At 70.4% G+C, this 23,677-nt stretch carries 22 protein-coding genes and 1 pseudogene; 11 read left to right on the forward strand and 12 right to left on the reverse strand.

What is annotated here, in order from left to right:
* The first annotated feature begins 243 nt into the window (after positions 1-243).
* Both SSP24_RS15720 and SSP24_RS15725 read left to right on the forward strand, forming a co-directional pair.
* Positions 244-714: a DUF5709 domain-containing protein gene (locus SSP24_RS15720; RefSeq protein ID WP_141310168.1), complete on the forward strand. Its 471-nt coding sequence runs from the start codon at positions 244-246 to the stop codon at positions 712-714.
* A 51-nt stretch (positions 715-765) separates the two neighbouring features.
* Positions 766-1,029 carry a type B 50S ribosomal protein L31 gene (locus SSP24_RS15725; RefSeq protein WP_141310169.1) on the forward strand — a complete coding sequence of 88 codons (264 nt, stop codon included), beginning with the start codon at positions 766-768 and terminating at the stop codon, positions 1,027-1,029.
* A gap of 23 nt (positions 1,030-1,052) precedes the next feature.
* Here the strand turns inward: SSP24_RS15725 and SSP24_RS15730 are convergent, their stop codons facing one another.
* Entirely contained in the window at positions 1,053-1,847 is a 795-nt protein-coding gene (locus tag SSP24_RS15730; protein ID WP_141310170.1) for a metal-dependent hydrolase, read from the reverse strand.
* A gap of 145 nt (positions 1,848-1,992) precedes the next feature.
* Between SSP24_RS15730 and SSP24_RS15735 the strand changes: the two genes are divergently transcribed.
* Together SSP24_RS15735 and SSP24_RS15740 are read left to right on the forward strand one after the other, a co-directional pair.
* The gene (locus SSP24_RS15735) at positions 1,993-4,506 is read left to right on the forward strand and encodes a DEAD/DEAH box helicase (RefSeq protein ID WP_167529601.1); all 2,514 of its coding nucleotides are present in this window, start codon (positions 1,993-1,995) and stop codon (positions 4,504-4,506) included.
* A 19-nt stretch (positions 4,507-4,525) separates the two neighbouring features.
* A complete protein-coding gene (locus tag SSP24_RS15740) occupies positions 4,526-5,392 on the forward strand; it encodes an acyl-CoA thioesterase (RefSeq protein ID WP_141310172.1) in 867 nt (288 codons plus the stop codon).
* Positions 5,393-5,428: 36 nt separating this feature from the next.
* On the opposite strand, the gene SSP24_RS15745 is transcribed toward SSP24_RS15740, so the two are convergent.
* Both SSP24_RS15745 and SSP24_RS15750 read right to left on the reverse strand, forming a co-directional pair.
* A complete protein-coding gene (locus tag SSP24_RS15745; protein ID WP_141310173.1) occupies positions 5,429-6,361 on the reverse strand; it encodes a DUF6397 family protein in 933 nt (310 codons plus the stop codon).
* A 132-nt stretch (positions 6,362-6,493) separates the two neighbouring features.
* Entirely contained in the window at positions 6,494-6,904 is a 411-nt protein-coding gene (locus SSP24_RS15750; RefSeq protein WP_373306737.1) for a roadblock/LC7 domain-containing protein, read from the reverse strand.
* A gap of 94 nt (positions 6,905-6,998) precedes the next feature.
* On the opposite strand from SSP24_RS15750, the gene SSP24_RS15755 reads away from it, so the two are divergent.
* Entirely contained in the window at positions 6,999-7,427 is a 429-nt protein-coding gene (locus SSP24_RS15755) for a PPOX class F420-dependent oxidoreductase (protein ID WP_141310174.1), read from the forward strand.
* Positions 7,428-7,442: 15 nt separating this feature from the next.
* Here SSP24_RS15755 and SSP24_RS15760 read toward each other — a convergent pair whose 3' ends face one another.
* The 5 genes from SSP24_RS15760 to SSP24_RS15780 form a co-directional block, all read right to left on the reverse strand.
* Positions 7,443-8,048, reverse strand: a complete 606-nt coding sequence (locus SSP24_RS15760) for a GTP-binding protein (RefSeq protein ID WP_141310175.1) — start codon at positions 8,046-8,048, stop codon at positions 7,443-7,445.
* 279 nt (positions 8,049-8,327) lie between these two features.
* Complete coding sequence (locus SSP24_RS15765) at positions 8,328-8,741, reverse strand: DUF742 domain-containing protein (RefSeq protein WP_141310176.1); 414 nt, start codon at positions 8,739-8,741, stop codon at positions 8,328-8,330.
* 22 nt (positions 8,742-8,763) lie between these two features.
* Positions 8,764-9,237, reverse strand: coding sequence for a roadblock/LC7 domain-containing protein (locus SSP24_RS15770; RefSeq protein ID WP_373306738.1), 474 nt, complete (start codon positions 9,235-9,237; stop codon positions 8,764-8,766).
* The gene (locus SSP24_RS15775; RefSeq protein ID WP_141310177.1) at positions 9,234-11,747 is read right to left on the reverse strand and encodes a sensor histidine kinase; all 2,514 of its coding nucleotides are present in this window, start codon (positions 11,745-11,747) and stop codon (positions 9,234-9,236) included. Before SSP24_RS15775 ends, SSP24_RS15770 begins: the two co-directional genes overlap by 4 nt.
* Positions 11,748-11,799: 52 nt before the next feature.
* Positions 11,800-12,573, reverse strand: coding sequence for an MHYT domain-containing protein (locus tag SSP24_RS15780; RefSeq protein ID WP_141310178.1), 774 nt, complete (start codon positions 12,571-12,573; stop codon positions 11,800-11,802).
* Positions 12,574-12,725: 152 nt separating this feature from the next.
* Between SSP24_RS15780 and SSP24_RS15785 the strand changes: the two genes are divergently transcribed.
* The 4 genes from SSP24_RS15785 (at position 12,726) to SSP24_RS15800 (ending at position 16,341) form a co-directional block, all read left to right on the forward strand.
* On the forward strand, positions 12,726-13,325 hold the full coding sequence (locus SSP24_RS15785) for a class I SAM-dependent methyltransferase (protein ID WP_141310179.1): 600 nt from the start codon (positions 12,726-12,728) through the stop codon (positions 13,323-13,325).
* A 117-nt stretch (positions 13,326-13,442) separates the two neighbouring features.
* Positions 13,443-13,739 (forward strand): hypothetical protein, encoded by a 297-nt coding sequence (locus tag SSP24_RS15790; RefSeq protein WP_141310180.1) that lies wholly within the window; start codon positions 13,443-13,445, stop codon positions 13,737-13,739.
* Positions 13,740-13,906: 167 nt separating this feature from the next.
* Positions 13,907-14,731 carry a hypothetical protein gene (locus tag SSP24_RS15795; protein ID WP_141310181.1) on the forward strand — a complete coding sequence of 275 codons (825 nt, stop codon included), beginning with the start codon at positions 13,907-13,909 and terminating at the stop codon, positions 14,729-14,731.
* Positions 14,732-14,949: 218 nt separating this feature from the next.
* The gene (locus SSP24_RS15800) at positions 14,950-16,341 is read left to right on the forward strand and encodes a tannase/feruloyl esterase family alpha/beta hydrolase (RefSeq protein WP_141310182.1); all 1,392 of its coding nucleotides are present in this window, start codon (positions 14,950-14,952) and stop codon (positions 16,339-16,341) included.
* Between the two features lie 4 nt (positions 16,342-16,345).
* Here the strand turns inward: SSP24_RS15800 and SSP24_RS15805 are convergent, their stop codons facing one another.
* Positions 16,346-16,528, reverse strand: coding sequence for a tail-anchor membrane protein (locus SSP24_RS15805; protein ID WP_141310183.1), 183 nt, complete (start codon positions 16,526-16,528; stop codon positions 16,346-16,348).
* 357 nt (positions 16,529-16,885) lie between these two features.
* Between SSP24_RS15805 and SSP24_RS15810 the strand changes: the two genes are divergently transcribed.
* Positions 16,886-18,979 (forward strand): HelD family protein, encoded by a 2,094-nt coding sequence (locus SSP24_RS15810; protein ID WP_229865562.1) that lies wholly within the window; start codon positions 16,886-16,888, stop codon positions 18,977-18,979.
* A 33-nt stretch (positions 18,980-19,012) separates the two neighbouring features.
* Here SSP24_RS15810 and SSP24_RS15815 read toward each other — a convergent pair.
* Both SSP24_RS15815 and SSP24_RS15820 read right to left on the reverse strand, forming a co-directional pair.
* Positions 19,013-20,049: pseudogene (locus SSP24_RS15815) on the reverse strand (zinc-dependent alcohol dehydrogenase).
* The gene (locus SSP24_RS15820) at positions 20,042-20,473 is read right to left on the reverse strand and encodes a tautomerase family protein (RefSeq protein ID WP_141310255.1); all 432 of its coding nucleotides are present in this window, start codon (positions 20,471-20,473) and stop codon (positions 20,042-20,044) included. The pseudogene SSP24_RS15815 and the gene SSP24_RS15820 overlap by 8 nt, the downstream one beginning before the upstream one ends.
* Before the next feature lie 120 nt (positions 20,474-20,593).
* On the opposite strand from SSP24_RS15820, the gene SSP24_RS15825 reads away from it, so the two are divergent.
* Positions 20,594-21,178 carry a TetR/AcrR family transcriptional regulator gene (locus SSP24_RS15825; protein ID WP_141310184.1) on the forward strand — a complete coding sequence of 195 codons (585 nt, stop codon included), beginning with the start codon at positions 20,594-20,596 and terminating at the stop codon, positions 21,176-21,178.
* A 192-nt stretch (positions 21,179-21,370) separates the two neighbouring features.
* Here SSP24_RS15825 and SSP24_RS15830 read toward each other — a convergent pair whose 3' ends face one another.
* Positions 21,371-23,293, reverse strand: coding sequence for a glycoside hydrolase family 127 protein (locus SSP24_RS15830; RefSeq protein ID WP_141310185.1), 1,923 nt, complete (start codon positions 23,291-23,293; stop codon positions 21,371-21,373).
* Positions 23,294-23,677: the final 384 nt, after the last annotated feature.

The following is a 23,677-nucleotide window of genomic DNA, read 5'->3' on the forward strand; positions in this document are numbered from 1 at the left end:
GGCGTGCGGGCCCTCGGCTGACAGCCCTGGGCCTGCCCCCGCAACCCCGGTTGCCCGTCCCATGACGGCGCCCGTGCCGTTGCGCGGGAGCGAACAGGGGTGGAAGTCTGGAAAGCGGCGCAGGCTCGGGGAGCGCCCGCGAAGTACGCGGGACCTCGTTGGGCGCAGTCTGTGTCCCCGGCACGGGCGGCGCGCCGCCGTTCGTGGCGGGAACGGCCCCGTCCGCACCACCTGGAGGTACCCGTGAACAGCGCCGACGGATGGGGAGACGACGTCTATCAGCCCGACGGATCCGAGCAGCGGGAGGACACGGGGCTGCTCGACGGGGAGGACACCCTTGAGAACGACGGTGTCACCGACCCCCTGGACCGGGGTTGGTCCCCTCCGGAGCGGCCGTGGGCGGTGGAGCACACCGGTGTGACGGCGGCCGAGCGGGTACAGGGCGAGACCCTGGACCAGCGGCTGGCCGAGGAACTGCCCGAGCTGCCCGTACCCGACGGAGACGGCATCGGCGACAGCGACGGCACCGACGGGGAACTCCTGGACAACGAGGTCGGCGCCGTGCGTTCCGGGCGGCTCGTCGCTCCGGACGAGGGAGCGCACGAGGACGACGAGGCCGCGCTGATCGCGACCGACGTCGGCATCGACGGCGCTGCCGCCTCCGCCGAGGAGGCCGCGATCCACATCATCGACGAGGACGCCCTCTCCGGTTGACCCCGGCCCCGCCCGTCCGTCGCCCCCGCCCCCGCCGCACCAGGAGCAGCCATGCAGCAGGACAAGCACCCCGACTACCACCCCGTCGTCTTCCGGGACCGCGCCGCCGGCTACGCCTTCCTGACCCGGTCCACCGCCACCAGCGACCAGACCATCGAGTGGGACGACGGCGAGACCTACCCCGTCGTGGACGTCGAGATCTCCTCGGAGAGCCACCCCTTCTACACCGGCAAGGCCCGCACGGTGGACACCGAGGGCCGCATCGCCCGCTTCGAACGCCGATACGGAGAGGGCATGCGCCAAGGCTCCGACTGATGCCGTGAGCGCCGGGCGGTGCCTCAGATCACGTTGAGTGCCGCCGCGCAGCCCACTCCACCGAGCACCATGAACGCCGGCATCAGCACCTTGAGCTCCACCCAGCTGCCCGCCCGGAACCGCATGGGCTTCGGCGGCCCGATCGGGTACCAGCGCTTGCGGCCGACCGGAATCGGCCACAGTATCGGGCAGCCCGAGACGGTGAGCGCGTCCCCGATGTCGTGCACCAGCGCGCCGAGAACGATCGGCAGCCCCAGCCACAGGTACTCCTGGCCCGGCGCCGTGAACAGCCAGTCCGCCCCGTTGCCCGGCTGGTCCAGGACACCGGCGAGGATCCAGGCGCTCGTCGCGGCCAGCAGCCACACCAGGACGTCGGCGCTGGTACCGCGGGTCGCCCGCCACAGCAGGCCCTCGATAGCCAGCACCAGGTGGACGAAGAGGATCGCCAGCACTGCCCAGCGCCCGCCAGTGATCGCCAGCACCGAGGTGCCCGCGCCGATCAGGACCGCCCACAGCCAGGTGTGCGTGAGCGTGCGGTGCCCGCCGGAGCGACGCGGGTCGCCCTGCTTCTTCGTGGCCTTGTAGACGGCGTACGAAAGCTTGTCGACGATCTCGCAGAGCCAGCGCGACAGCGGTCCGAAGGCGCGCGAGATGGTGGCGGCCTTGTGGTCGAGGTCCGGGGCGAGCGCGGCGCCGGCGCAGATCAGCGCGCCGGACAGCAGAACCGGCCAGGGCATCCCATGCCCTGCCGCGGTGGCGGCGGCTCCGACGCCGAGCCAGGCCGCGGCGCCCGAGAGAGAGTGTGCTGGTCCCATCATTGCCGCTGCCCGCCCCATTCCTCGTGCGCCGCTGTCCAGTTGACTTGGTGCGCTGACATCGTGTCGGCGACACAGCGTAGCGTTCACGATCTTCGTGCGGACATCCGATTCCCGCATCGGCCCGGAGGCCAGGCAAGATGGGGGCGTGACCCTCATCGATCAGCTGCCGCAGACCGCCGACCCCGACGCCCTCTACGACGCCTTCGAGTCGTGGGCGCAGGAGCGCGGTCTCACGCTCTACCCCCACCAGGAGGAGGCGCTGATCGAGGCGGTCTCCGGCGCGAACGTGATCGTGTCGACGCCCACCGGCTCCGGCAAGAGCATGATCGCGGCGGGCGCCCACTTCGCCGCGCTGGCCCGGGACGAGGTCACCTTCTACACGGCTCCGATCAAGGCGCTGGTCTCGGAGAAGTTCTTCGAGCTGTGCAAGCTGTTCGGGACCGAGAACGTCGGCATGCTCACCGGCGACGCCTCCGTCAACGCCGACGCCCCGGTCATCTGCTGCACCGCCGAGGTGCTGGCCTCGATCGCGCTGCGCGACGGCAAGCACGCGGACATCGGCCAGGTCGTCATGGACGAGTTCCACTTCTACGCGGAGCCGGACCGCGGCTGGGCCTGGCAGATCCCGCTGCTCGAACTGCCGCAGGCGCAGTTCGTCCTCATGTCGGCCACCCTCGGCGACGTCTCGATGTTCGAGAAGGACCTCACCCGGCGTACCGGCCGCCCGACCTCGGTGGTCCGCTCGGCGACGCGTCCGGTGCCGCTCTCCTACGCGTACCGGCGCACCCCGCTCACGGAAACGCTGACGGAACTGCTGGAGACCAAGCAGGCACCGGTCTACATCGTGCACTTCACCCAGGCGCAGGCGGTGGAGCGGGCGCAGGCACTGATGAGCATCAACATGTGCTCGCGTGAGGAGAAGGAGCAGATCGCCGAGCTGATCGGCAACTTCCGCTTCACCACCAAGTTCGGCCGCAACCTCTCCCGTTACGTCCGGCACGGCATCGGCGTGCACCACGCCGGCATGCTGCCCAAGTACCGCCGCCTGGTGGAGAAACTCGCGCAGGCCGGTCTGCTGAAGGTCATCTGCGGCACGGACACCCTGGGCGTCGGCGTCAACGTGCCCATCCGCACCGTGCTGTTCACCGCCCTGACCAAGTACGACGGCAGTCGAGTGCGCACGCTGCGGGCACGTGAGTTCCACCAGATCGCCGGGCGCGCCGGACGTGCGGGCTTCGACACGGCGGGCTTCGTGGTCGCCCAGGCTCCCGAGCACGTCATCGAGAACGAGAAGGCGCTCGCCAAGGCGGGCGACGACCCGAAGAAGCGCCGCAAGGTCGTCCGCAAGAAGGCGCCTGAGGGCTTCGTCGCCTGGAGCGAGGACACCTTCGAGAAGCTCATCGCCTCCGAGCCGGAGCCGCTGATGTCCCGCTTCCGGGTCACGCACACCATGCTGCTGTCCGTGATCGCCCGGCCCGGCAACGCCTTCAAGGCCATGCGGCACCTCCTGGAGGACAATCACGAGCCGCGCAAGCAGCAGCTGCGGCACATCCGGCGCGCGATCGCCATCTACCGCTCGCTGCTGGACGGCGGCATCGTCGAGAAGCTGGACAAGCCGGACGCCGAGGGCCGTATCGTCCGTCTCACCGTGGACCTTCAGCAGGACTTCGCGCTCAACCAGCCGCTGTCGACCTTCGCGCTCGCCGCCTTCGAGCTGCTGGACCCCGAATCGCCGTCGTACGCGCTGGACATGGTGTCCGTCGTGGAGTCCACGCTGGACGATCCGCGGCAGATCCTCGTCGCCCAGCAGAACAAGGCGCGCGGCGAGGCCGTCGCCGCGATGAAGGCGGACGGTGTCGAGTACGAGGAGCGCATGGAGCGCCTCCAGGACATCACCCACCCCAAGCCGCTGGAGGAGCTGCTCTTCCACGCGTACAACACGTACCGCAAGAGCCACCCATGGGTCGGTGACCACCCGCTGTCGCCGAAGTCCGTCATCCGGGACATGTACGAACGGGCGATGTCCTTCACGGAGTTGGTCTCCTTCTACGAGCTGGCCCGGACCGAGGGCATCGTGCTGCGCTACCTGGCCAGCGCCTACAAGGCCCTTGAGCACAACATCCCGGACGACCTGAAGTCCGAGGACCTCCAGGACCTGATCGAGTGGCTCGGCGAGATGGTGCGCCAGGTCGACTCCAGCCTGCTGGACGAGTGGGAGCAGCTCGCCAACCCGGAGGAGATGACCGCCGAGGAGGCCCAGGAGAAGGCCGACCAGGTCAAGCCGGTCACCTCGAACGCGCGCGCCTTCCGCGTCCTGGTCCGCAACGCCATGTTCCGCCGCGTCGAGCTGGCCGCCCTCGACCAGGTGGAGGAGCTGGGCGAGCTGGACGCCGAGTCCGGCTGGGACGCCGACGCGTGGGGCGAGGCCATGGACAAGTACTGGGACGAGTACGACGACCTGGGCACCGGACCCGATGCGCGCGGTCCCAAGCTGCTGATGATCGAGGAGGAGCCGGAGAACGGGCTGTGGCGCGTCCGGCAGATCTTCGACGACCCGGGCGGCGATCACGACTGGGGCATCAGCGCCGAGATCGACCTTGCGGCCTCCGACGCCGAAGGCCGTGCCGTGGTCCGCGTCACCGACGTCGGCCAGTTGTGAGCACAGGAGACAGACAGCCATGACCAATCCGGCCGAGAGGCTTGTCGACCTGCTCGACCTGGAGCAGATCGAGGTCAACATCTTCCGCGGCCGCAGCCCCCAGGAGTCGCTGCAGCGGGTCTTCGGCGGCCAGGTGGCCGGCCAGGCGCTGGTCGCCGCCGGGCGCACCACGGAGGGCGACCGCCCGGTGCACTCGCTGCACGCGTACTTCCTGCGTCCCGGACGGCCGGGCGTGCCGATCGTGTACCAGGTCGAACGGGTCCGGGACGGGCGGTCGTTCACGACCCGCCGGGTCACGGCCGTGCAGCAGGGCCGCACGATCTTCAATCTCACCGCCTCCTTTCACAAGCCTGAGGAAGGGAGCTTCGAGCACCAGCTGCCGCCGGCCCGTGAGGTGCCGGACCCGGAGTCGCTGCCGACGGTCGTCGACGAGGTCCGGGAGCATCTGGGTGCGCTGCCCGAGCAGTTGGAGCGGATGGCGCGCCGCCAGCCGTTCGACATCCGGTATGTGGACCGGCTGCGCTGGACGCCCGAGGAGGTCAAGGACGCCGAGCCGCGCAGCGCCGTGTGGATGCGCGCGGTCGGACCGCTCGGCGACGACCCGCTGGTGCACACCTGCGCCCTGACGTATGCCAGCGATATGACTCTGCTGGACGCCGTGCGCATCCCGGTCGAGCCCCTGTGGGGTCCGCGCGGCTTCGACATGGCGTCGCTGGACCACGCGATGTGGTTCCACCGGCCGTTCCGCGCGGACGAGTGGTTCCTGTACGACCAGGAGTCACCGATCGCGACCGGCGGACGAGGGCTCGCCCGCGGGCGCATCTACGACCTGGAGGGCCGTCTGCTGGTGTCGGTCGTTCAGGAGGGGCTGTTCAGGGCGCTGTAGGGAAGGGCCCGGCCGCGCCTGGCCTGGCGGGGGCCTTCACGAGCTTCTGCGGCGCAGCCAGCCCAGCAGGCCACGGGGGCGCTCCGGCTCCGGTGCGTTTGTGCGTGCGTGTGCGTGGCGGGGTGCGGCCAGGTGCTCCGCAGGGTGCACGTGACCGAGTTCAGCCGGGCGCTCCGCACGAGGTGCCGGGCGCGGCGCCGGACGGTGTGCGCGGGCCTCGTCCAGGGCCTGGGCGAGGTCGGCCCGCAGCCAGCTGATCTCGTCCGGGTCGTCGGCCGTCATGATCCTCTCGGCGAGCTGCGCCGCCGGTGAACCGGGCGTGCCATGAGTGGGCGGCCCCGGCCGGAACCGGTTCACATGGGCGCGCTCGTACGGATCCTTGACGATTTCCGCAATCTGGACGGGATCCAGCAGCGCGGCCAGGGCCCCGGCGCGCTGCCAAGGATCCTCTGCCCGGCGCAGCAGGAATCCCAGATGCCGTCCCCGCCAGTTGCGGGCGCGCAGGTCCAGCCCGCCCTCCAGCTGAGCCCGCACCCCCTCGGGCAGCGAACGACCCTTCAGCAGCGGAGCGTTCTGCTCGTCGGCCGCGAAGTGGCGGATTTCATCGGCCAGATAGAGCCACACCAGCGTCCGATAGCGGTTCAGATAGAACGCGACCGGCACCACCAGCCCCACACGAGCGAGACGAGTGAACCGGTCACCCGTCACGCCCATGAGGCCTGCGGCCTCGCCTGTGCTCACGCTCCGCACCCTTTCGAGGAGCGCCTCCGGAAAGCCGTCCTCGGAGCGCAGCCGCTCGATCTCGGCGTGGGCGACGCGGCGCCCTCCGCCACCTTCGTCGGGCACCGTGCGGATACGCCCGAGGTTCACCGCGAGATCGAACTCGCGTCGCTTCAGTCCCAGTTCCCGGGCGGCGCGGCTCGGCGTGTACGTAAGGCCGTCCAGTTTCGTGATGGTGTTGCCTGACATGGTGCGTCTCCCCCGTGGAGTCGTGGTCGTGCGCTCACGCTCTGTGCGCTCGCGGTCACACCACCGTAGCCGCTTCGGCCGATCGCGTGGCGAGCCTGTGGATAACTTCGCGGGGGCTGAAGAACGTGCAGGTCAGAAGTCTGTGGACGAAGACCGCTCAGGCTGTCGGGCGTCCACGCCGAGGTGCTCGCCGACCCGGTTGACGAGCAGGGTCATCTCGTAGGCGATCTGGCCGATGTCGGCCTCGGCAGCGCTGAGGACGCACAGACAACTGCCGCTGCCGGCCGCCGTGACGAACAGCACCGCGTCGTCGAACTCCACCATCGTCTGGCGCACCTGCCCGGCCCCGAAGTGGCGTCCCGATCCCTTGGCCAGGCTGTGCAGCCCGGACGCGACGGCGGCGAGGTGCTCGGCGTCCTCGCGCCTGAGCCCGGTGCTCGCCCCGGTCACCAGTCCGTCGTTGGACAGGACGAGTGCGTGCCGCACGTGTTCCACACGCTCGGTCAGGTCGTCCAGTAGCCAGCCCAGTCCCTTGTGCACCATGATTTCGATCTCCCCGTGTGACGACTCCCCCTGGCCGGAGGATCTCTCCGCCAGCCTTCCCCACGACCGGCCGACGAGCAAGGAGGATGGGGGCATGGCACAGAAGATGACCGACACGGAATGGCGGGCGTTCGTCTCGCAGGGCACTCGCACCGCAAAGCTGTCGACCGTCAAGGCTGACGGCAGCCCGCATGTGACGCCGATCTGGTTTCTGCTCGACGGGGACGAGGTGGTGTTCAACACCTCCAAGTCGAGCGTGAAGGGGCGCAATCTGGCCCGGGACGGGCGGGTCGCTCTTTGTGTGGACGACGACCGTCCGCCGTTCGACTACGTCGTCCTGCAGGGGCGGGCCCGGCTTTCGGAGGATCTCGACGAACTCCGGCTGTGGGCCACCCGTCTCGGCGCGCGGTACATGGGTGAGGAGCGCGCCGAGGAGTTCGGGGCGCGCAACGGCGTGCCGGGTGAACTCCTGGTCCGGGTCACGATCGACAAGGTGCTGGCGCAGAAGGCCGTCGCCGGCTGACCTCCCCCCGATCGTTCAGCTCACGGAGTCGAGCAGCCGGGCGGTGTGCATCCGTCCGGCGTACTCGACGAGTCGGATCAACACCTCCTTGCCCGAGTCCCGGTCACGTGCGTCGCAGAGCACGACCGGCGTTCCCTGGTCGAGGTCGAGCGCCCGGGAGACGTTCTGGGCGCCATGGGTGCGGGCGCCGGCGAAGCAGTTGACGGCCACCACGAAGGGGATGTGCCGGTGCTCGAAGTAGTCCACCGCGGGGAAGCAGTCCTCCATGCGCCGGGTGTCGGCCAGGACGACCGCCCCCAGGGCTCCCTGTGACAACTCGTCCCAGAGGAACCAGAAGCGGTCCTGTCCGGGCGTACCGAACAGGTACAGGGAGAGGCCGGAGCGGATGGTGATGCGGCCGAAGTCCATGGCGACCGTCGTCGTGACCTTGCGGTCCACGCCGTCGGTATCGTCCACCAACTGACCGGCCTCGCTGAGCAGTTCCTCGGTGCGCAGCGGCCTGATCTCGCTGACCGCGCCCACCAGGGTGGTCTTGCCCACGCCGAATCCGCCGGCGACCAGTATCTTCAACGCCAGGGCGGTGGTCTCGCCCTCGGTGGCGTCGGACGTCTCGGAGGCCATCGATCACTTCTCTCGGGAGTGCCGGCAAGGGTCGACGTCGGTACGCGCGTGCCACGCCCGGGCACGACGTCCGCGCACGGCTTCGGTGCACGTGTGCGAAGTCAGCATCATGACAACGGCCGGTCCGCGAAGGGTCGTGAGACCGCTCTTTGACCCTTGTGACCGACTCGGGTCCGTTCCGCGCCCACAAAGGTGCGTAAGGCGGCGGTCCGGGCGGCCGTACGCGCGCGGGTTGTTGTGTGGGTTCATCTTGCGTGGGTTCATCTTGTGTGGGTTCATCTACAGCGCCCGCAGTCCGTCGATGACCTCGCGCAGAATCCGTTCATCGGGCAGCTGCGCGGGCGGTACGGGACGGCTGACGGTGACGCAGCCGAGTTCCAGGAGGTCGCCGAGGAGCACCCGGACGACGCCCACGGGGAGGTCGGCGCCCGCGGCGAGTTCGGCGACCGATTGGGTTTCGATGCGGCACAGGTCGATCAGGGCCCGGTGCTCGGGGCCGAGCATGGGGTCGTCGTCGAGGTGGGGAGCGCCCGGATCGAGCGTGACCAGGGCGATGAGGTCGAAGCGCACCCCGGTGGGGCCGGGCTTGGTGCGGCCGCCCGTCATGGCGTACGGCCGGACGAGTGGGCCGGCCTCGCCGTCGTACCACTGGCTGCCCTGCTCGTGCGGGGTGCCCTTGATGTCTTCGGTCATCTGTGCGGACCGCCTTCTCGCCTCATCCGGCGGCGGGCGGCCGCGCGCTCACGCGCGGCGCCGTGTAGAGGTGCTCGCCGACGCGCTTGACCAGCCGTGCCATCTCGTACGCCACGAGGCCTATGTCGGCCGTGACCGCGGTGAGGAGGGCCAGGCAGGAGCCGTCGCCGGCGGCGGCCACGAACAGGAACGCGTCGTCCATCTCCACCATGGTCTGGCGCACTCCGCCGGCGCCGAAATGCCGGCCGGCGCCCTTGGCGAGGCTGTGGAAGCCGGAGGCGACGGCGGCGAGGTGTTCCGCGTCCTCGCGGCCGAGGTCGGTCGAGGCGCCCACGGCGAGTCCGTCGTTGGAGAGCACCACGGCGTGCCGTACCTCGTTCACGCGCATCACCAAGTCGTCCAGCAGCCAGTCCAGTTCGCCGGACCTCCCCCGCTCTCGGCTTCGCTCGAGCGGGGGGACCCCCACGGCGTCTCTCATGCTGGGGTCCTGGATCATGCGGGGTCTCCTTCGCTGCTGTCACTGCCGCCTGCGGGGTCGGGGGTGGCGCCGCGGCCGGGTTGGCGGCCGCCGCCGCGCGCCCATCCGTCGCGGTAGGCAGCCATGCGGTCGCGTACGAGCTCGGGGGTGCGCCGGTCGTCGTTCCGGGGGGCGGATGGCTGAGCCGTGTCCGGGGGGCGCCGTTCGCGCAGTTGGGGTGCGAGGCTGGCCTGCCGTACCCGGCGGGGGAGGTCTTCGGAGCCTTCGGCAGGGTCGGGGGGACGGTGCAGACGCAAGGTGGCGACTCCGGGGGGCGGGGTTTCGGGGCCGGTCTGCGTCGCGGCCGGGGTGGGGGCCACCAGGGCGGGCCGGTCGCCGGGGGTGGGGACGGCCTCCTGGTGGAGGGGGCCGCCGGGCACGCGCGCGTACTCGTGTTCCGGGATCGCCGCCTTGTCGCCGGAACGTTCCGGCACGCCTCTGTGCAGCAGGGCCGTGGGCAGCAGGACGACCGCGGTGGTGCCGCCGTAGGGGGAGGTGCGCAGGTGCACTTTGATGTCGTGGCGTGCCGCGAGCCTGCTGACGACGAAGAGGCCGAGCCGGTCGCTGTCGAACAGGTCGAGGGCTTCGGACTGGTCGATACGGCGGTTGGCCTCGGCGAGGGTCTCCTTGCCCATGCCGAGGCCGCGGTCCTCGACCTCGACGGCGTAGCCGTTGCCGACGGGCTCCCCGGTGATGCGCACGCGCGTGTGCGGGGGTGAGAACTGGGCGGCGTTCTCCACGAGTTCGGCCAGCAGGTGGGTGAGGTCGGCGACGGCGGCGCCGATGACGAGGGTTTCGGGGAGCTGTCGTACCTCCACGCGCGCGTAGTCCTCGATCTCGGAGACGGCCGCGCGGACCACGTTGGTCAGGGAAACCGGCATGCGCCAGGCTCGGCCGGGGGCGGCGCCGGAGAGGATGATCAGGCTTTCGGCGTGGCGCCGCATGCGGGTGGTGAGGTGGTCGAGCCGGAACAGGTCGCTCAGTTCGTTCGGGTCGTCGGAGCGGCGTTCCATGCTGTCGAGGAGGCTCAGCTGGCGGTGGACGAGGACCTGGCTGCGGCGGGCGAGGTTGACGAAGACGCCGGAGATGCCGCTGGCGAGTTCGGCGCGCTCCACTGCGGCACGCAGCGCGGCCCGGTGCACGGTGCCGAGGGCCTCGGCGACCTGGCCGGCCTCGTCCTCGGCGGGCGGCCCTGGCGGGGCCTCGGCCCGGACGTCGATCTCCTCGCCCGCGCGCAGTTTGCCCATGGCTTCGGGGAGTTTGCGGCGGGCGATCTCCAGGGCGCTGTTGCGCAGGCTGACCAGCTCGACGACGAGGCCGCGCCCGATGCGTACGGAGATGACGAGGGACGCTGCGACGGCGGCGAGGCCGAGGAGGACGGCGGCGCCCGCGGGGGTGAGCAGACCGCGGGTGAACGGGTCGGCCCGGTCGGCCACACCCCGGGCGGCGTTCTGCTCGATGGTGCGTATGCCGCCCTGCACGCGCGCGTGTGCGGGGTCCCAGTCGGATTCGGACGCCTCCTTGATCGCCCCCGATCCTGGGCGAGCAGCCAGGACCTTGTCCTCGATGGAGAGCAGGGCGGCGTAGTCACCGCCCTCGGCGAGGTTCCGCCAGGCCGCGCGCTCGTCGCCGCGCAGGTCGGCGACGGCGGCCTCGGTGAGGGCGCGGCGGGTGTCGACCGCGCCGGTGAACAGCCGCAGCCGCTCGCCGTCGAGGCCACCCGCGAGCCGGGCGCTCGACAGCAGGACGGCCTCCTGGGCCAGGGCCTCGCCCGCGCGGGAGAACTCCAGCAGTACGCGCGCGTCGGAGCCGAGTTCGGCGTCCTGGATGCCGGTGAGGGCGCTGCCCACGCCGAAGGCCGTGGAGATGGTCTTCGTGTACCGCTCGTACGCCTCCTCCCATCCGGCGCGCCGGTCCAGTACGTCGGTGCGCAGCGACCGCAGTCGCTCGGTGCCGGTGACGAAGGTTTCGAGCCGCTGGGCGACTCCCTTGGGCAGTTCCTGTCCATCGGCGACGGTGTTGCGGTCACCGAGCCGCAGTTTCGCCACCGCGCTGTCCGTGCGGTCCGCGAGGCGCTGGAGGTCGACCCTGGCCTCGGCGGAGGGATTGGTGGCGTGCCGTACGGCGGCGGCGCGCTCGGTCTGGAGTGCTGCCACGGTGGCCGCGACGGGGGCGCGGACGTCGGAGTCCACGCGCTGCAACTGCCGCAGCCGGGCGATGTCCTGGACGGTGCTGACGGTGGCGTACGCCCACAGGGCCAGCAGCGAAACGACGGGCACCATCAGCAGGCAAACGATCTTGGCGCGCACGGTGCGCGGACGGACGTGCCAGCGCTGCCCCGCGCGCGTGGGTCCATCTGTGGCGTCCGCGCCCGAGGTGTCCTGGGGGCCTTCGTCGGCCGGTGGGCCGGCGTGGGCGCGGCGGCCACGCACGGGGGGTGGGGACGGCGTCTCGGCGCCTGTGCCGGGGTTCCTACGGGGTGTACGCATGGCCTCCTCGCTCGGAAGGGGTTCGGGGGGCGTGCCGGTCGCGGGTGCGCCGTCAGTGGGCGGCGCTCTCGACGGGCCGCTGGGCCGATGCGGATGCCTCGCGCTCCCCCGCCGTCGGCGACAGCGCCACGAAGGCGGAGGTCAGGAAGAGATAGGACCCGAGGCCGACGGCGAGGGGGAAGACGAACTGCATCGCCGTGGCCCCGGGCAGTACCTCGCCGGAGGGCGTGACCTGCACGCGCACCGCGAACATCCCGGTGTAGTGCATGCTGCTCACGGCCACGCCCATGACGAGGGAGGCGACGGTGACCGCGACGGGCGACTTGATGTTGAGCGCCGCCCACAGGGCCGCGGTCGCCGCGACGACGGCGATCACGACCGAGAGGGCGACGCGCATCGGGTCGTACGTCACGTCACCGTGCAGGCGTACCGCCGCCATGCCCAGGTAGTGCATGCTCGCGACGCCCAGCCCGGTGGTGAGGCCGCCGAGGAGCAGCGCGCGGGCCCGGTCGCGGCCGTAGCCGACCGCGAAGACGCCGGCGCAGACGACGATCATGGCCACGAGCAGGCTGAGGACGGTGAGCGGTACGTCGTAGCGGATCTCGGTCCCGCTGACGCTGAAGCCGAGCATGGCCACGAAGTGCATGGTCCAGATGCCGGTGCCGATGGCCGAGGCGGCCGTGATCAGCCAGTTGCGGCGCGAGCGGCCGGTGGCGCCGAGCGCGCGGACCGTGCAGCGCAGGCCCAGTGCGGCGCCTGTGCAGGCCATGACGTACGACAGTACGGGGGTCAGCCAGCCGAAGGCGGCGTGGTCCATGTGTCCCATGGCTCCGGGACGCTAGTCGGGGCACGGGCGCACAAAGGGGGCGCATTTCGAAAGCTGTTGGAATATGACGCAGAGATGTACCTGAACGATCGCGTCACGCTCGAACATGTGCGCCGAGGCGTCCTCCGTGTCAGTGAGGGATCATGCTGACCATGAGCGACGACCGTACGCACGTTCAGGAGTTCTTCACGGCTCGCGCGGCCGGCTGGGACAGCCGGTTCCCCGACGACGACCCCGCCCACGCGGCCGCGGTCGCCGAGCTCGGCCTGCGGGAGGGCGGCCGCGTCCTCGACGCCGGCTGTGGCACCGGACGTGCCCTGCCGCCGCTACGAGCGGCCGTGGGCGCATCGGGAGTGGTCCTCGGGATCGATCTGACCCCGGCCATGTTGCAGGCCGCAGCACGGGCCGGACGGGACCGTGACGGGCAGCTGCTGCTCGCCGACGTGGCGGCGCTGCCGCTGCGCTCGAAGTCGCTCGACGCGGTGTACGCGGCCGGCCTGATCGCCCACCTGCCCAACCCCACCGAAAACCTGCGGGAGTTGGCGCGCGTCGTGCGCCCCGGCGGCAGGCTCGCCCTCTTCCACCCGATCGGCCGCGCGGCGCTCGCCGCCCGCCAAGGGCGGCAGATCACCCCGGACGACCTTCGCGCGGAGCCCAACCTCCGGCGGTTGCTGGCCGGTTCGGGGTGGACCATGACGTCGTACGTCGACGAGGACGACCGCTTCCTCGCCCTGGCCGTCCGGGAGAGCTGACCGGACCCGGCGCTTCACCGCGCCTTCCCCCTTCTGCCGCCGCGGCTCCAACTCTACGTTGAGTAGCAGCGGGTGAGACGATCGGCGATCGATGCCACGAGGGGGAAGGTGATCACTGTGCTGGACAGGGTTCGCAATGCCTGGGCCGGGTTCCGCGATGCCGCGCGCACGGAGCGGAAGGCCGGTCCGGACCGGCGTACGCACAACCTGTTCGAGGCCGCCGCCGCGTACGTGTCGGCGTGCGCCGAGGACGACCAGGAGCGCATCGACGAGGCGGCGGGGTGGGTGTCTCCGGAGGCGCTGTCGTTCGGGGTGAACGAGTTGGCGTGCCGGGCCGTCATCGCGCTGGCGCGGGAGCGCGACGAGTCGCCGCGGACCGTGGCACGCACGCTGCTGGGGCTGCCGACGGCCTGAGGAACGGGCAGGGGTGGTCGTTTCGCCCCTTTCCGGGCGGTCGACAGGTGGTCGTTGTGGCCTGCCCGGCCGGACAACCGCAGGTCCGGTGGGCCGCGGAGTCGTGACAAGCGGCTTCCGGGCGCACTAGGGTGCGCGCCGTTGGACGAACCCTTGGGGAGGCTGGGATGGCCGGGACGGACGAGGACGCCGTCGCCGCCGTGGACGACGCGCTCTATGTGCTCACGGCGGTGCTGCTGACGCCGGCGCAGTTCCCGAGCGTGCTGGGCGACGACTACCCGGAGGCCTGCGCGGCGCTGGGTCTCGCGCCGCTGGCCGGCGGGTACGGACTGGTGCTCGGCCAGGACGGCGAGGGCGCGCGGTGGACGGTCGTCACCGACGACGTGTCGCTGGTCGCCGTCGCCATCGCCTCCTGGGACTGCGGCATGGAGTACGACCTGTCGCCGGACGAGCGTTCCGTGGTCGCCGCCCTGCCGGGCTGGCCGCTCGCGGTCGCCGTCGCGGCTCCCGGGGTGCCCGCGCCGCACGATCCCGACCCCGAGGTCGCGGGCTGCCCGCCGCTGTCGCCGCCGGACACCACCGGCTGGGGGTCGGCCCAGCGCCGGATGGGGGCGGACGAGATCGCGGTGCAGTGGACGTTGTGGCGGGAGCAGGTCGACCATGAGGACTTCGTGAGCCCCGAGGCCGACTCCGAGCCCACTGAGGCCGCGGAGGTCGGCCCCGAGCGCAGCGTGATCCGGCGCGTCCTCGCGGAGGCACACGCGTACGTGGACACGCCGCCTCCCCTGGGCCGTGTCCGGTCGTCCTTCGCGCCGGGGGACGCACGCACGCTGCGTGCGGACGGCCCGGGCTGGTCGCTGGTGGCGAGGACCGACGACATGGCGTTCCTGCTGCTCGACGACAAGCCCGGCGAGGTTCTGCCGGTGGGCCGGGGGCCCAAGCTGCCGGCTCTGCTGGAGGCGCTGGACAAGATGGCGGTACGGCCGAACTGAGACGAGCCGACGGTCACCGGGCCTCCTGCTCTGGACGTCGTACCCAAACAGGGTGCCCTTGAGGAACAAGGGACTTCCCAACCTGTGTGGGCCACCCATGCCTCGGCTGAACGGCATGTGGTGTCACTCCATGGAAGACGCGCTGTGCCCGCCGCACGATGGGGCAGCCCTCGGCTCGGCCCCGTGCCGTGCCCTGTCGTTCCGCCCTGGAGGCCCGCATGCGTCCGTCCCCCGGCGTTCCCCTGCTCGCCGCCGCTCTCCTGGCTGCGGCCCTCACGGGGCCGACCCCGGCCGTCGCCAAGGGAAACGGCGATGCCCACTGTGCGCGTCAGGACCGCGTGCGGGTTCCGGGCGCGGCGTTTCAGCAGACGGCCTGTCTGGACGATCTGACCACCACGGGCCTCGCCGGTACGCCCTACACCGACCTGGCCGACCAGGCGGGGCTGACGGCCCAGGCCACCCGTACACCGTCCGGGGTGCCGGGCGTGCAGGTCGACGGGTACTTCCCGGACTCGTCGCGGTCCAACGCCACGCACGGCTGGCGGCATGACGCGCAGTTCGTGATCCGGTTGCCGGACCGCTGGAACGGCGGCCTCGTCGTGACCGGGGCCCCGGGCACCCGCAGGCAGTACGCGACGGACAGGGCGATCTCCGACCGGGCGCTGGCCCAGGGCTACGCGTACGCCGCGACCGACAAGGGCAACACCGGCGCCGACTTCTACCGTGACGGCGACCGGCCCGGGGACGCGGTCGCCGAATGGAACGCACGGACCACCCAGCTCACACGCGCGGCCCGCAAGGTCGTGACCCAGCGCTACGGGCACGCCCCGCGCCGCACGTACATGACCGGCATCTCCAACGGCGGCTATCTGACGCGCTGGCAACTGGAGAACCATCCGGAGCTGTACGACGGCGGAGTGGACTGGGAGGGCGCCCTCTGGACGGCGCACGGGCCGAATCTCCTCACCTCCCTGCCCACGGCGGTGGCGCGGACGTACGGCTCAGCGACGGACGAGGACATGCACGCCGTGGGCTTCGCGCGTGGCTCGGAGTTCCTGTGGCCGTACCACGAGAAGGCGTACTGGGGCGTCACGCAGAAGACCTATCGCGCGGAGTTCGACCCGGCTTACGACCCCGGCTGCCCCGGACCGTCCGCCGGGACCACGCCCCAGGAGATCCTGGCGCCCTGCGCGTCCGACGCGACCTACGACTACGCCTCGCGCCCGTCCTCCGTCCATCGCGCCGTGGCCCGGGTGGCGCTGACCGGGCGTATCGGCAAGCCGCTGATCACGCTGCACGGGGACATGGACACGCTGCTGCCCAAGGCCGCTGACTCCGACGTGTACGCGCGCATGGTCGACGCCCGGGGGCGTGGGCCGCTGCACCGCTACTACACGGTGCAGGGCGGTACGCATGTCGACGGGCTCTACGACACCCATCCCGACCGGCTGCGGCCGATCCTGCCCTGCTATCGATCGGCCTTCGATGCGCTGGTCGCGTGGGTGGAGCGAGGTGCCCGGCCGCCCGCGGACCGGACCGTCGGCCGGCCTGCGGGCGGTGATGTGGTCGACTCGTGTGCGCTGGACGGTGCGACCGCTCCGGGTCGGTAGAGCGTCAGCGGCCGAGCTCCTTGCGTGTGGCCCGGCGCAGCCTGCGGCGCTGCGACGGGTCCAGCGCGAGGTACGCGGCGGCCGGGACGCCCAGCACTATCAGCAGCGCGGCCCACCACGGCAGCCAGAACAACAGGATGAGCCCGACCGCCACACCTCCTGCGGCGATCTTCGCGTTCTTCGACATGTGTGTCGCCTCCTTCGCGGCCACTGCCGCTCTCTGTTCTGAAAACGGCCCCGCGTTTCCGGCGGTTCCGACCGCGTCCCTGAGACGCACCCTGAGACATCCCTGATGCTCGACCCCGAGCCACCCCTGAGAGACAACGAGTGATCGGGGTCACAGCTCCAGCATGCCTGGTCAGTCGAGGTAATGCTGTACCCTCGGCGACCTTGCCCGAAGTAGTCAAATTTGAGGAATGCGGCCATCTCTGTACAGAGGATTCCCACGGCAACCCCGTTGCATGTGGGCGTGTGGCGTATCGACGTCGCCGATACGAGCAGATCAGAGGTGCAAACTCAACCCGCTGTCTGGAGGAGCCTCCTGTTGTCGCAGATTGACGACCCCGCCGCGTGCCAGGTCGAGTTTGAGCAAGCCCATGTGTCCACTCTGTACGAGTTGCTCACCGAGCGACTCTCCGAGGCACAGACACGTTTGGCAGATGTACTCAAGACCCCGGCTGAGAGTGCAAGCGAGACGCACGAGCGAGAGGTCACCGCTCAACGTCTGGCGAAGGAGATCGGTCGGCTGGAGGGAGCCGAGAACGGGCTGGTCTTCGGTCGGATCGACCGGGCAGACGGCACCACTTTGCGTATTGGCCGGCTCGGCATGCAAACGGACGAGGAAGACCTTCCCCTACTCGTGGACTGGCGTGCGAACGCAGCGCGGCCCTTCTACGAAGCGACGCCGGTCCACCCGATGAGCCTGCGGCGCCGCCGACATCTTCGCTTGGAGGAGCGCACGGTGGTCGCGGTGAGCGACGAGCTGCTGGACGGCTCCGCTCCAACTGCTGGCGACGTCGTGGGGGACGGGCCCCTGATGGAGGCGCTTTCAGCGCGACGTACGGGTCGGATGCAGGCGGCAGTCGCGACGTTGCAGGCCGAGCAGGACGAGATCGTCCGCTCTACGCACCGCGGGGTGTCAGTGGTCCAGGGCGGCCCCGGCACTGGCAAGACGGTGGTCGCCCTGCACCGGGCGGCCTATGTCCTGTACGCCTTCCCGCGTGCGGCCGAGCACGGTGTCCTGGTGGTCGGTCCGAACGCACGGTTCCTCGAATACATCTCCCAGGTCCTGCCTTCGCTCGGCGAAAACGATGTCGTCCTGGCGACCTGCCAGGAACTGGCTGGGGTCTTCCCGGACACGGCTGAGCCGCTCGATGTGGCGCGTCTCAAGGGTAGTTCGGCGATGGCCGACGCACTGGCCGACATGGTGCGCTGCCACCAGGCTCCGAGCGGCAGTTTCACCGTGCGGATCGGACACGAAACGGTTCGCCTTCATGACGAGGTTGTCGCCACGGCGCGAGACGCCGCCGTGGCGACCGGGTTGGGACACAATCCCGCGCGTCAGGTATTCAAAGAACTCCTGGTCGACGCCATCACCGACGCGCTGGAGCGCAGCACGGGCGACATCCTGGAGCAGATCGATGCCGAAGTCGCCATACTGACCGGCACAGACCTCGACCGCGCGACGGCGGCCGACCTGCGCCACCTCGGTTTCGATGACGCACCTGCCACGGGACCGGCCGATGAGTTCGACGCAGACGCCGTCCGGGTCGGCCTCCTGGACGACGCCCACATCGACCGCACTGTGGAAACGCTGTGGCCGCGACTGGTGCCCAGCGAACTCGTGCGTGCTCTCCTGACAAACTCTGACACTCTCGCCGAGCACCTACCCGGGCTGACCAAGGACGAGCGGTCACGCCTGCTGCGCAGTTCGGAAGACTCGTGGACCGATGCCGATGTGCCTCTCCTGGACGAGGCAGCGAGCCTGCTCGACGGCCCGCCGCAGCGCACGTACGGGTACGTCGTCGTCGATGAAGCACAAGAGCTGACCGCCATGCAATGGCGGATGATCGTACGACGATGCCCGGGCAAGGCGATGACGCTGGTGGGCGACTTCGCCCAGGCGGGCCCAGTGACGACAGCACGTGACTGGAAGGAGGCATTGAGCCCCCATGTCGGCCCGCGATTCAACCTCCACACCTTGACCGTCAGTTACCGCACTACTCAGGAGATCTTGGAGACCACCCGAGAGCTTCTCGCACGGATTGCTCCGGACCAGACGCCGACACGGTCCCTGCGCCGCGGCGAGACTCCTCGCACCGTGCCGACGCAGCCGGATGCGATTGTCGCCACCGTCGCCCGGGAGTTGCAGACTCAGACCGCCGCGCACCCAGGCGAGCTCCTCGGGGTGATCTGCGCGGAATCGAGGCTGGATCAGCTGACGGCCGCGGGGATCGGAGAGCATGCGCGCATCGTGCCGGCGTCCGAAGCGCGCGGGCTGGAGTTCGACGGGGTCGTCGTCGTGAGTCCCGAGGAGATCGTCACGGCCCGCCCCGGCGGGGAGAAGGATCTCTACGTAGCTCTTACTCGGGCCACCAAGAGGCTCTGCACGATCGCTGTCCAGGGACAGGGCTGTTGATCAGTGCGCCTGCTGGGGACTCGTCGACCCAGGTCAGTCATCAGCCCGGACGAAGACGGGCTTGAGGTGCTTTTCCGGCAGCGCCGTCGGCAGGTCCTCCCAGTCGATGACGTGGGAGACCACCTTCTCCGGGGCGACCATGCCGGAGGCGGCGAGTTCGAGGGCGTCGGGGATGTGGGCGCGGACGTTGTCGCGGGCGATGCGCAGGGTGACGCCGGTGAGGTACATGTCGAGGAGGGGCAGTTCACCGGGGCGGAAGTGATTGCCTGCCGATTCGCAGATGCCTTCCGGGGTCAGGCACTTGACGGCCAGGGCGAGCTGGTCGACGCGGCCGGTGGCCTCGACGGCGATGTCGTAGCTCTGCGGGATCGGCTCCAGGGCTTCGGCTGTGGCGGCGCCGTACCCCCTGGCGATCGCACGGTGTTCGGGATCCGGATCGACGTAGAGCACCTCGGAGGCGCCGAGGGCGCGGGCGATGTCGCAGACGTACAGGCCGATACTGCCGCGGGCGACGACCAGCACCCGCGCTCCGGGGCGGGCCTTGAGGTGGGGGGCGACCAGGCGCCAGGACAGGGACCAGTTGTCGCCGGCGGAGGCCATGGCGACCGGGTCGAGGCCGGTGGGCAGAGTACGAGCATGGCGTCGGCGTACGGCACGTGGACCAGGTCGGAGAAGAGTCCGCCCCATGTGCCGCCGATGGGGGCGCCGTACATCGCCATGTAGGGCACGGCGGCGCAGTGCGCGGTCAGCCCGGCCCGGCAGCGGTCGCAGGTGCCGCAGTTGATGGACCAGGGGACGACGACGAGGTCGCCGGGGGTTACGGCGGTGACCGCGTCGCCGGTCTCGACGACCCTGGCGACGCACTCGTGGCCGAGGGCGAAGGGCGGGTCGATGCTGTGTTCAACGTGCGGCTGCCGCCGGGTGGCGTGTCCGGCCAGGATCGAGGAGTCCACGTCACAGGGGGTGGCGGCCACCGGAGCGACGATCGCCTCCCCGTCCGACTGGAGCTTGGGGTCGGGCGCCTCGCGCCACTCGACGGTGCGCTTGGCGACGTAGGTCAGTTCACGCATCGGCGCGCTGCTCCTTCGCCAGAGCCATCAGGTCGGCGTACCGGATGACCGACCCGCCGGCGCCCCAGGTGCCGTCGGGCTGCTCGTACACCAGCACCCACACCCGCAGGGCGTCGTCCGAGGCCAGTCCGGCGGCGGCGAGAACGGTCTTCGTCGCCTCCTCCACCAGACCGGCCTTACGACGCTCGGAGAGGGCGCCCTTCGGGACTGTGACCTCCACCAGGAAGCGCGGTGCGTCGTCCTCGGCTGTGATCTGGGCGCCCTGCGGCAGTTCGACCAGGTAGCTCCAGGCCTGGTCGCGGAAGAACGCGATGTCAGGCGCGCCCTCCCAGCGCAGCAGCACCGCGGCGAGGTCCCGCTGGACCCTGCTGCGGCCCTGTTCGGTCAGGGCACCGGCCGGGGCCGTGAGCCGGATCATCGGCATGGACATACCTCTCTCTTCGGTTGGTGCGACGGCACGCCTCTATGACGGTCGTTATAGGCGGCGACCACGCTGGACTATGACGGTCGTTATAGCCAGCGGCATCAGAAGGGGATCGTGTACGTGACCAAGCCCAGCCCGTCAGCACGCGAGCGGATCGTGGCCGGTGCGGCCGACATGATCAGTCGGCGGGGCCTGAACGCGACGAGCATCCGCGAGATGGCCAAGCACGCCCGGGCACCGCTCGGGTCGACGTACCACTACTTCCCCGAGGGCAAGCAGCAACTGGCCACCGAGGCCGTCCGTTTCACGGGCGAGTGGACCGCGCGCAGCCTGCGCAAGGAGTTGGAGGCAGGTCCGGTCGCCGGCCTGCGGGCCTTTCTCGCCCTGTGGCGCAAGATCGTCGTCGACAGCGATTTCCGGGCCGGGTGCCCCGTACTCGCCGTCTCCATCGAGGAACCCTCCAGCGATGAGACGCCGGCCGCCCTCGCGGCCGCTGCCGACGTCTTCACCACATGGGAGAGCCTGCTCGCCGACTCGTTGCGTGAGCACGGCGCCGAGCCCGATCAGGCGGCTCAGCTCGCGACGCTCATCGTCGCGGCCGTCGAGGGAACTGTGGCCATGTGCCGCGCCAAGCGCAGCACCCAGCCCCTCGACCACACCGCGGAACAGTTGCAGGCGCTTATCCTCGCCACGATCAAGGACTGAGGCCGCGCTCGACGTCTCGGACTTCAGACGCCCAGCGCGGGCGCGGACCGCCTTGACTCTCTCCTCGGTGAAAATCCCACTCTGCAGCAGCGGAACCGCATCGAGCATGCTGGGAGCGCCTGCTGACCGGTGACGGCGTGTGGCTCATCTCAGGCCACCGTGTGCCCCAAGGTGCCGTCACCCCCTGTCTGTTCATCTCCGTTCGGGTATCCACACGCGCATGGCACCGTCACCCCGGTTCGCCCAGGCGTAATAGGGCACGGCGGTCAGCTCGACGGACCCGTCGGCGAGTCGGGCGTTAGCGGTGTCCGGGAGATACGGCCACCAACCGGTCTCGTCCGGCGCGAGACGTCGACCGGAGGCGACGATGGTGGTGACGCCGCCCAGCAGGTCGGGGCGTTCGCGCACGGTGGGAGCCGTCGAGGAGTCGAGGACGACACCGTCCAGGCCACCGGCATTGTCGGCTTCCTCCAGGCAGTACACCAGCGGCCCGCGCTCCACTGCCACGCATCCGCGCACGGCATCGACATAGGGGTGTGGGTGGGTCAGGCGCACCGGCAAGGCGAGTTCGAGCCGGACGGTGTCGCCCGGCTGGAAGGTCCGCGTGATGCGCAGCCAGCCGCGCTTCGGCTGTTCCTGTCCGGGCTCTCCGTTCACGGCCAGCCGGAAGTGTGCGCACCACGCGGGAAGCCGAAGGGAAAGCGTGCGCTCCCCCGCAGGAGCGTCGTCGACGGTCACGGTCACCGTGCCGTGCCACGGGTACTCGGTGGTCACGCGGACCGCGAGGCCGTCCCCCGCGTACTCGCCAGTGGCGTACTGGTGCAGGTGCAGACCGCTGTCGTCGGCGCTCGCGAAGTAGTGCGGGAGGCCGACCAGCAGGCGCATCGCGTTGGGCGGGCAGCAGGCACAGCGGAACCAGGGCGTGCGCTGCGAGGTCTGGTCGCCGGGGCGCTCGTGCGGATGCGCATGCCGCTGCAACGGATTGACGTACAGCCAGGTACGCCCGTCCAGCCCCACGCCACCGAGGAAGCCGTTGTACAGGGTGCGTTCGATGAGGTCCGAGTAGCGGGCCTCGCCGGTGAGCAGTGCCATCCGCCAGCTGAAGTGAACCGAGGCGATGGCAGCGCAGGTCTCGGTGTACGCACGGTCGGAGGGAAGCTCGTACGCGTCCCCGAAGGACTCCCAGTCGTGCCACGAGCCCATCCCTCCGGTGAGGTACGTCTTGGTGGAGACCGCATCGGTCCACAGTCGCTCCAGCGCCTGCCGGAGCCGGACGTCGCCCGTCTCGGTCGCCAGATCGGCGGCTCCCGCGAGGAGGTAGAGCTGGCGTACGGCGTGCCCGGTCACCTCCTGGGCCTCGCGGATCGGGGTGTGGTCCCGCCAGTACTCGGGCCCCGGGTCCCGGTCATGGCCGCGGTCGGCGCCCGAAGCCAGAACGCCGTGCCCGCGCCGTTCCAGGAAATAGCGGGCCAGTTCCAGATAGCGCTTGTCGTCGGTGGTGCGGTAGAGCTCGATGAGCGCCGTTTCGACCTCTGGGTGGCCGCACACCCCGTCCACCTGCTTGCCGGGACCGAAGACGGTCTCGATGTGGTCGGCGAACCTGCCCGCCACGTCCAGCAGTTCGCGGCTTCCAGTAGCCCGGTGATGGGCCACTGCGGCCTGCATCAGGTGGCCCGCGCAGTACAGTTCGTGCCCCCAGCCGAGTTCGGTCCACGGCTCACCGTCGCCGAGCTGGTAGTACGTCTGGAGATAGCCGTCTTCCATCTGGGCGGCCGCAACGAGCCGGACGATCCGTGCGACTTCGTCGGCGAGGCCGGACTCCGGTGTGTCGGCCAGCTGCCAGCAGGCCGCTTCCAGCCACTTGTAGACGTCGGAATCCTGGAACTGGAAGTCCCCCGAGAACGCACGCGTCGTTCCCGCGTCCGCGGCTGCTCGCAGGTTGGCGAGGTTCCCGGCTTCTTCGAGCCGCTCGGGGCCTTCCCTGATCGACACTTCGGCGTTGGTCCGGCGACGCCTCGCCCAGAAGCCGCCCGTGATGCGTGCGACGGAGGCGGGTCGGTGCACCGCGGCCGAGTTCGCGCTGGGGAGGACCGGTCCGGTGAGTGGCGTGCGCACCTGAGCCTCCGAAGGCGAGAGATGTAGTAAACGCTTACCGAGACGCTAAGGGAACGCCGTGCGCTTACACAAGAGAGGCGACCCCGCCTTCGGATGGACACTCTTGAGCGCATGCGCGAAACGCGCAGGACAGGGGGTTCGAACCGTCGATGACAGCCAGGGGGTGTTCGCCGCCGGTCAGGGCGTGTTCGCTTTCGCGCGGCTCTTGGGCATGCCGAACCATTGACGCTGAACCTCGCCAACCCTACTTTTTAGAAACCGATTTCTGAACCGAGCCGAAGCCGCGCCTGCCGCTGCTACCCGTCACGCGCCGCCTGCTGTGCCCTTAGCCCGCTGCCCTTTGCCCGCTGCCCTTAGCCCGCTGCCCTTTGCCCGCTGCCGTTG

The sequence above is a fragment of the Streptomyces spinoverrucosus genome (genome assembly GCF_006539505.1).
GTDB lineage: Bacteria > Actinomycetota > Actinomycetes > Streptomycetales > Streptomycetaceae > Streptomyces > Streptomyces spinoverrucosus.